Source organism: Dactylosporangium siamense (assembly GCF_016862795.1).
Lineage (GTDB): Bacteria > Actinomycetota > Actinomycetes > Mycobacteriales > Micromonosporaceae > Dactylosporangium > Dactylosporangium siamense.
This window is the reverse complement of record NZ_BONQ01000108.1, coordinates 93,297-100,246: the sequence shown is the minus strand read 5'-3', so window position 1 is coordinate 100,246 and position 6,950 is coordinate 93,297. Positions and strand designations below refer to the sequence as shown.

5 protein-coding genes are annotated in these 6,950 nt (G+C 72.0%); 2 read left to right on the top strand and 3 right to left on the bottom strand.

Going from position 1 to position 6,950, the window contains the following annotated elements; genetic code table 11:
• The first annotated feature begins 509 nt into the window (after window positions 1-509).
• Window positions 510-878, top strand: a complete 369-nt coding sequence (locus tag Dsi01nite_RS34480; RefSeq protein WP_203850522.1) for an SHOCT domain-containing protein — start codon at window positions 510-512, stop codon at window positions 876-878.
• A gap of 53 nt (window positions 879-931) precedes the next feature.
• Complete coding sequence (locus Dsi01nite_RS34475) at window positions 932-1,519, top strand: hypothetical protein (RefSeq protein ID WP_203850521.1); 588 nt, start codon at window positions 932-934, stop codon at window positions 1,517-1,519.
• Here the strand turns inward: Dsi01nite_RS34475 and Dsi01nite_RS34470 are convergent.
• The 3 genes from Dsi01nite_RS34470 to Dsi01nite_RS34460 form a co-directional block, all read right to left on the bottom strand.
• Window positions 1,479-2,690 (bottom strand): MFS transporter, encoded by a 1,212-nt coding sequence (locus Dsi01nite_RS34470; protein WP_239136381.1) that lies wholly within the window; start codon window positions 2,688-2,690, stop codon window positions 1,479-1,481. The genes Dsi01nite_RS34475 and Dsi01nite_RS34470 overlap by 41 nt on opposite strands.
• 62 nt (window positions 2,691-2,752) lie before the next feature.
• Window positions 2,753-3,991, bottom strand: a complete 1,239-nt coding sequence (locus Dsi01nite_RS34465; protein WP_203850520.1) for a type III PLP-dependent enzyme — start codon at window positions 3,989-3,991, stop codon at window positions 2,753-2,755.
• 224 nt (window positions 3,992-4,215) lie between these two features.
• Window positions 4,216-6,939: a putative bifunctional diguanylate cyclase/phosphodiesterase gene (locus Dsi01nite_RS34460; protein ID WP_203850519.1), complete on the bottom strand. Its 2,724-nt coding sequence runs from the start codon at window positions 6,937-6,939 to the stop codon at window positions 4,216-4,218.
• Window positions 6,940-6,950: the final 11 nt, after the last annotated feature.

Below are 6,950 nucleotides of genomic sequence, written 5' to 3'. Positions count from 1 at the left end.
AACCGCGCGGACAGCCGCCCGGCGACTTCGATCACCGGAAGATCCACTTTCGGCGCCGCGGGGCCCGTGAATGGCGCGGGGCGGCGCGGGGCCCGTGAATGGCGCGGGGCGGCGCGGGGCCCGTGAATGGCGCGGGGCTGCGCGGTGTCCGTGATCGAAGTCGTGTGCTGGCTGCGTGGACGGCCCGACGGCGACTTCGATCATCGGGGAGATGCACCCCCGGTTCAGCGCACGCGGGCGACGAGGCCGGAACCTCGCTTTGATCACGGGGATGGTGGCGCCGGTGGGCTGTGGGGGTGCGAGGTTGGTGATCGAAGTCGTGGGCTGGTCGTCCGAGGCGATGTATGACCGAGGTGGAGCACGGTAGGCGTGGTGGACAACGTGGAGTGTGAAGTGCGGCGGGTGGGGGGTCACCCGGGTGAGGTGATGAACGGGCGGGGGAGGAGATCGACGCTGGAGATATGGAAGACTTTTCGTTCGGAGACGTGATTCTCTCGACGCTGTGGTTCATGCTGGTCTTCGCATGGATCTGGTTGATGATCAGCATCCTGACGGACGTGTTCCGCGACCACTCGATGAGTGGCTGGGGCAAGGCCGGCTGGACGGTGTTCCTCATCGTGTTGCCGTGGGTGGGCGCGCTGGTCTACCTCATCACCCGGGGGCCGTCGATGAACGCGCGGGCCCGCGAGCGGGCGCGTGCCCAGGACGCCGAGGTCCGTGAATACGTGCGCTCCGCCGCCGGCACCTCGAGCCCCGCCGATGAGCTGGGCAAGCTCGCGGATCTGCAACGCCGTGGCATCCTGACCGAGGCCGAATACGCACGGGCCAAGTCGGCGGTGCTGGAGCAGAGCCAGAACGGCGCCGGGGCGCGGCGCTGACCGGCACCGGGCTGAGTGATTTCGAGAAGGAACGTCTCCTGACGGACGCGCTGGTGTACGAGGGCCAGCAGCACTGGCTGCACTATCGGCACATCGAGCTGGAACGCAACCAGTTCCTGGGCTTCTTCTTCACGCTGCTCGTCGCGATCGTCGGGTTCTTCGTGGCGATCAGCGCCCGGGCCCAGGACTGGCCGGCCCTCGCGACCGGGCTCACCGCCATGGCGGCGGTGCTCGGGCTGATCAGCCTGCTGATCCTCGCGAGCGTGCGGAAGTTCGGCGCCGTGCTGGACGTGTACGACCGTGACATCGCCCGGATCCGCCAGGCGCTCTTCGAAAGGGTGCAGGACGGGCGGACCCATCTCGCGACGAACGGGGCCGGCAAGGCGGGCATGCAGCCGTTGATCCTGCACCGGGTGTTCGATCCGCAGTTCGCGGCCGAGGTCATCGTCGGCACGTTCGGTGTGGTGGCGTACTGCGTCCAGCTCGTCGTGGCCGCCGCCACGCTCCTCGGCGACGACTTCTCGACCGGCCAGCGGGTGCTGGCGTGCGCCCTCGCGGCGGCCAGCACGCTCGGTGTCGTCGCCGGGGGCGTGGTGTGGCTCAGGTACGGGCGGTCCGGCGGGGAAGGCGTAGCCGGATGAGGGCGGACAGGACCGCCGCGCCGAGGGCCGCCGCCGCGACGCCGCTGGTCAGGCCGATCGCTGAGGCAGTGACCAGGACCGGCAGGAACTTGACGGCGACGGCGCCGCCGAGGGCGCGGGTCGAGGCGCTCCAGGCGAGCACCGTGGTCACCGTGCCGGGGGTCGCGTCGCGGGCGATGCGGGCGTCCATCCCGCCCTCGAACGCGGTCATGCTCAGGCCGGACAGGAACTGGGCGAGGAACAGGCCGAGGAGGTGGGCGGGGGCGAGCAGCCAGCCGACGAGCATGCCGACGCCCCACAGCGGCCAGGTCACCTGGATCGGCAGGCGGAGCCGGTCGACGAGGGAGACCGCGGACGACGACAGCAGGCAGCCCGCGCTGAACGCGATCGCCGCGCCCGCCACCGCGTGGTGGCCGTGCAGCTCGCTGGCGAGGGCGACGGACAGCAGGGTCGGGCCGGCGGCGAGGAGGGTGATGACGCCGCCGCCGGCGAGGACGGGCCATGGCAGCCGGGGGCGGCCGGTGCGGGCCCGGTCGTGTTCGCGCCGCGCGGTCCGGGTGACCTGCCCGCCGGTCACCGGCGTGGGAGGACGAGCGGTGCCGGAGTCCTGCACCCTGGCCCGCCGGGCGGTCAGGATGGTCGGGACCAGGCTCAGGCCGTACACCAGGAAAACGGCGATCACATAGCCACCGCGCAGGGGCAGCAACGCCGCGACCCCTGCGCCGGCGGCCTCGACCGCGGCGATGGACAGCGCGTAGCGGGTCATGGCCTGCGGGCGGGCGTCCACGGCGGCGACCTCGGCGCGCATGGCGGCGAACCCCGCGTAGGCGGCGATGTGCATGAGCACGATCCCGGCCGCGATGAGCTTGCCGTCGTAGCCGGCGAGGAGCGCGGCCAGGGTCGCCACCCGCAGGGTGCCCTCGGTGCCGCCGGCGAGCAGCAGCAGCTTGCGACCGTGCAGGTGCCGGGCCAGCCGGCCGGTGACGGGCGCGGACAGCACGACGCCGAGGAGCATGGCGGCGTTGAACAGGCCGGCGAGGGCGAGTCCGCCGCGGTCCACGGCGACCAGGTTGAAGATCGTCCAGCCCAGGGACAGGCCGAACGAGTCGACCAGCCCGGACACCATGAGTTCGCGCAACCGCCCGGCGCGCCGACGCCCGCCGGGGGTCACACTGCGATGGCGGGACGGGCGTGCGGGCCGGTGCGTCCGCGGGGGCGCAACGGCCGTCGTCATCAGGCGCCGCCCACCCGGGCCGTGGGAAGGTGCACGGGCAGCGCGGACGGGGCGACGCCGCCGACGAAGACGGGCTCCGGCGGCGGGAAGCCGTTGAAGTGCGAGGCGTAGCTCAGCGTGTACGCGCCGGCCGAGCCGATGTACAGCTTGTCGCCGACGTCGATGGTCGAGGGCAGGTTGACGCCGTAGAACATCGTGTCGGAGCTGTCGCAGGAGGGGCCGGTGACGGTGAACGGCAGGTGCGGCACCAGCGCGTGGTCGGTGCGCGACGTCCACAGCGGGAAGCGCCACTGCTGGACGGTCTGCTGGGTCTCCATCATGCCGTGGTAGGCGCCGATGTCGAGGTAGAGCCAGTTCTCCCCGGCGCGGACCTCCCGGCCGAGCACGGAGGAGACCATGACGGAGCTCTCCGCGACCAGGTGCCGGCCCGGTTCGGCGGCGAGGACCTGCGGCCGGTAGGGCAGCAGCTCGTCCAGGGCCGGCACGATCGCGTCGGCGATCTGGGCGAGGGAGGGGACGCGCTCCACGTAGCGGGCCGGGAAGCCGCCGCCGAGGTCGAGCATCTCCAGGTGGACGCCGTCGGTGGCGAGGGCGGCCATGAGCCGGCCGGCCGCCGCGATCGCCTGGCGCCACGCGCTCGTGGTCGCGCACTGCGAGCCGACGTGGAAGGTGACGCCGTACGGGCGCAGGCCCAGCTCCCGGGCGAGCAGCAGCAGCGCCCGCGCCTCGTGCGCCTCGGCGCCGAACTTGCGTGACAGCGGGAAGCTGCTGGTCGAGTCGTCGACGCGCAACCGGATGTACACGGCGGCGCCGGGCGCGAGCTGGGCGAGCTTGTGCAGCTCGCCCTCGGAGTCGAAGCTGAAGCGCCACAGGCCGGCCTTGCGGGCCTCGACGATCGCGGCGGGCGGCTTGATCGGGTTGCTGTACAGGACCTCGGCGGGGTCGACGCCGATCTCCTGGAGCATGCGCAGCTCGCCGATCGAGGCGACCTCGAAGCTGGAGCCGAGCGCCGCGAGGGTGCCGAGGATCTCGGTGCTCGGGTTGCACTTCATCGCGTAGAACGTCGACACGCCGGGGATCGCGGCGGCGAAGGCGGTGTACCGGTCGACGACGGTGTTCAGGTCGACTGCCAGAAACGGCGTGGGCACGTCGAAGCCGGCCAGGGCCCGCGGGCCGAGGGCGGCCGGCCAGTGGCCGGGGAGGTCGAGGCGCGCCTGGTCGGTGATGGCAGCCGTCATGTAATGCACTCCATTCTCGTGATAAATCCGGAATGTCCGTCGCGACTGCGGCGGACATTCCGAGCGGGTGGTGCAGTGCGGCGTGGTTCGCCGGGACGTGTTCGCGGTGTCGGAGTCGAGATCGGCACGCGGCGGCGGAACTTCGGCAGGACGGCGTTGCGGGTCGGGGGCGAGCGCAGCCGTGAGCGCACCCGGACGGCAACCGACGCGGCGGGCGGTGCGGTTCAGGCGACCAGGGCGGCCGGGTCGCGCAGCAGCGCGCCCGCCTCCTCGGCCGGGAGCGGCCGGGAGAAGTAGTAGCCCTGGGCGAGGTCGCAGCCCATCCGGCGCAGCGCGAGGAACTGCGCGTACTGCTCGATGCCCTCCGCGACCGTGGCCATCCCGAGGCTCTGCCCCAGCTGCACGATCGTGCGGGCGAGGGCCGCGTCGGGCGTGGCGCCGCCGATGCGTTCCACGAACGACCGGTCGATCTTCAGCGTGTCGACGGGGAAGCGGCGCAGGTAGGCCAGCGACGAGTACCCGGTGCCGAAGTCGTCGATCGCCAGCTTGACGCCGATCTCCTTGAGGCTGAGCAGGACGGCCAGGTTCTCCTCGGTGTCCGTCATCAGGACGCTCTCGGTCATCTCCAGGCACAGCCGTTCCGCCGGCAGCCCGGTGTCGGCGAGGACCCCGGCGACGATCGCCGGCAGGTCGGGCTGGTCGAACTGGCGGCCGGACACGTTGACGGCCATCGTCAGGACCCGGTCCGGGTCGTAGGCGCCCCATTCGACGCACTGCCGGCTGGCCTCGGCGAGGACCCACTGGCCGAGCGGGCGGATCAGGCCCGTGGACTCGGCGAGCGGGATGAAGTCGGCCGGAGAGATCATCCCGCGGACCGGGTGCCGCCACCGCACGAGCGCCTCGAAGCCGATGATGGTGCCGGAGCGCAGCTCGATCGTCGGCTGGTAGTGCAGCTCGAGCTCGTCCTTGTTGTCCAGGGCGCGGCGCAGGTCGGCGGCGAGCTGGAGCCGGTCGACGAGACCGGAGTGCATGGTGGGGTCGTAGCGGGCGAAGGTGCCCTCGCCCGCCGCCTTGGCGCGGTACATGGCCAGGTCGGCGTTGCGCATCAGCTGGTCGGCGTCGGCGGCGTCGGGGCCGGTCAGCGCGATGCCGATGGAGCCCTGGACGTGGATCTCGGTGTTGTCGATGTCGAACTGCAGGTCCAGGGCGTCGATGATCCGGGTGGCGAGCTCGTCGGCGTCCCCGGCCTCACCGACGATGTCGATGAGGACCGCGAACTCGTCACCGCCGAAGCGGGCCACGGTGTCGCCGGGGCGCACCGCGGCGGCGAGCCGGTCGGCGACCTGGACGAGGAGCTGGTCGCCGGCGGCGTGCCCGAGGCTGTCGTTGACCTCCTTGAACCCGTCGAGGTCCAGGAACAGCACGGCGATGTCGGCGTCGCCGCGGCGGCGCAGCGCGAGCTCGACCCGGTCCTTGAACAGGGCCCGGTTGGCGAGTTTCGTGAGGCCGTCGTGGAACGCCTCGTGGACGAGCTGGTCCTCCAGCTCCTTGCGTTCGGAGATGTCGCGGGAGTTGAGCACGAGACCCTGCACGTTGAGGTCGCCGAGCAGGTTGGTGACGGTGACCTCGGCCAGGCGGAAGTGCCCGTCGGCGTGCCGCATCGGGATCTCCACGACGCGGCTGGCGTACGGGGTGTCGGCGACCGCGCCGAACGCCTCCTCGAGGCGTTCGCGGGCCTCGTCGCCGAGGAAGTCCAGGATGCGCTGCCCGGTGACGTGCTCGCGGGCGAAGCCGAAGACCCGGGAGATCGACTCGGACTGGTAGGTGACGACGCCGTCGAGGGACACGACGGTGACGACGTCGGAGCTGTGCTGCACGAGGGCCTGGAACCGCTGCTCGCTGGCGCGCAGCTCGGCGGTGCGGGCCTCGACCCGGTCCTCCAGGTCGCGGGTCAGGTTCCGGTTCTCCAGCAGCGTGAGCAGCTGCCGGCCGACGATGAGCAGGATGATCGCGGAGCGGGTCCACGACACGACCTGGTCGTGGGCGCCGTGCCGGAGCACCTCGAAGGTGCTGGTGACGAGGGCGCCGAGGACCGCGAGGTAGGGCAGCATGACGCCGAGGGGGCGGGCCAGCGCGTCGACGCGTTCGGCCTTCTGGCGCCCGTCGGGTTTGCGGGCGGCGAGCAGGATCAGCACGAACCCGACGAACCAGCCGAGGTCGAGCACCGCTCCGGAGCCGTAGTTGTCGATGAGGGTGAGGTACGCGTATCCGCTGTCGGACACGGTGAACGCGGCCAGGCCGGTGCCGACGAGGGGCATCGACATGGGCCGTTGCCCGCCGCTGCGGAGCCGGGCCAGGGTGAACAGCACGACGGTGAGCACGACGACGTCGCCGCCGGGGTACCAGAGCGTGACGAGCAGCGCGAGGAAGCTGTCCGCGCCCTGCCGGGCGAGCGGGCCGAGGATCAGCACCCAGGTGATGAGCAGCAGCGAAGCGGCGATCATGAGACCGTCGAGGATGCTGCGGGCCTGCTGCGCGACGCTCTGCCGGCTCATCGGCAGCAGCAGCAGACCGGCGGCGGTGAACGGCATCATCCAGAAGTAGCCGGCGTCGGCGAGGGAGGGGAACGGCACCTCGGTGCCCAGGATCGTCTCGTACCAGATGCAGAACATCTGCCCGACGGCCCAGGAGAACGCGCCCAGCCCCGTCAGCGTCCACGACGAGCGGACCCGGCGACCGGCGGGGCGCAGCGCCTTGGCGAAGCAGCCCCAGGCGGCGGCCAGGGCCGCGACGAACAGCGCGACGTTTGACGTGTTCTGGGCGACGATCGGCCCGCCGGCGCCGGTGACGAGCGCGACGAACAGGACCGCGGTGCTGCCGGCGGCGGCCCCGCACAGGATCGCGTAGCCCCGGGTCGGGGCCACGACGTGCCGCAGCCTGCTCAACATGTCGCCTCCCC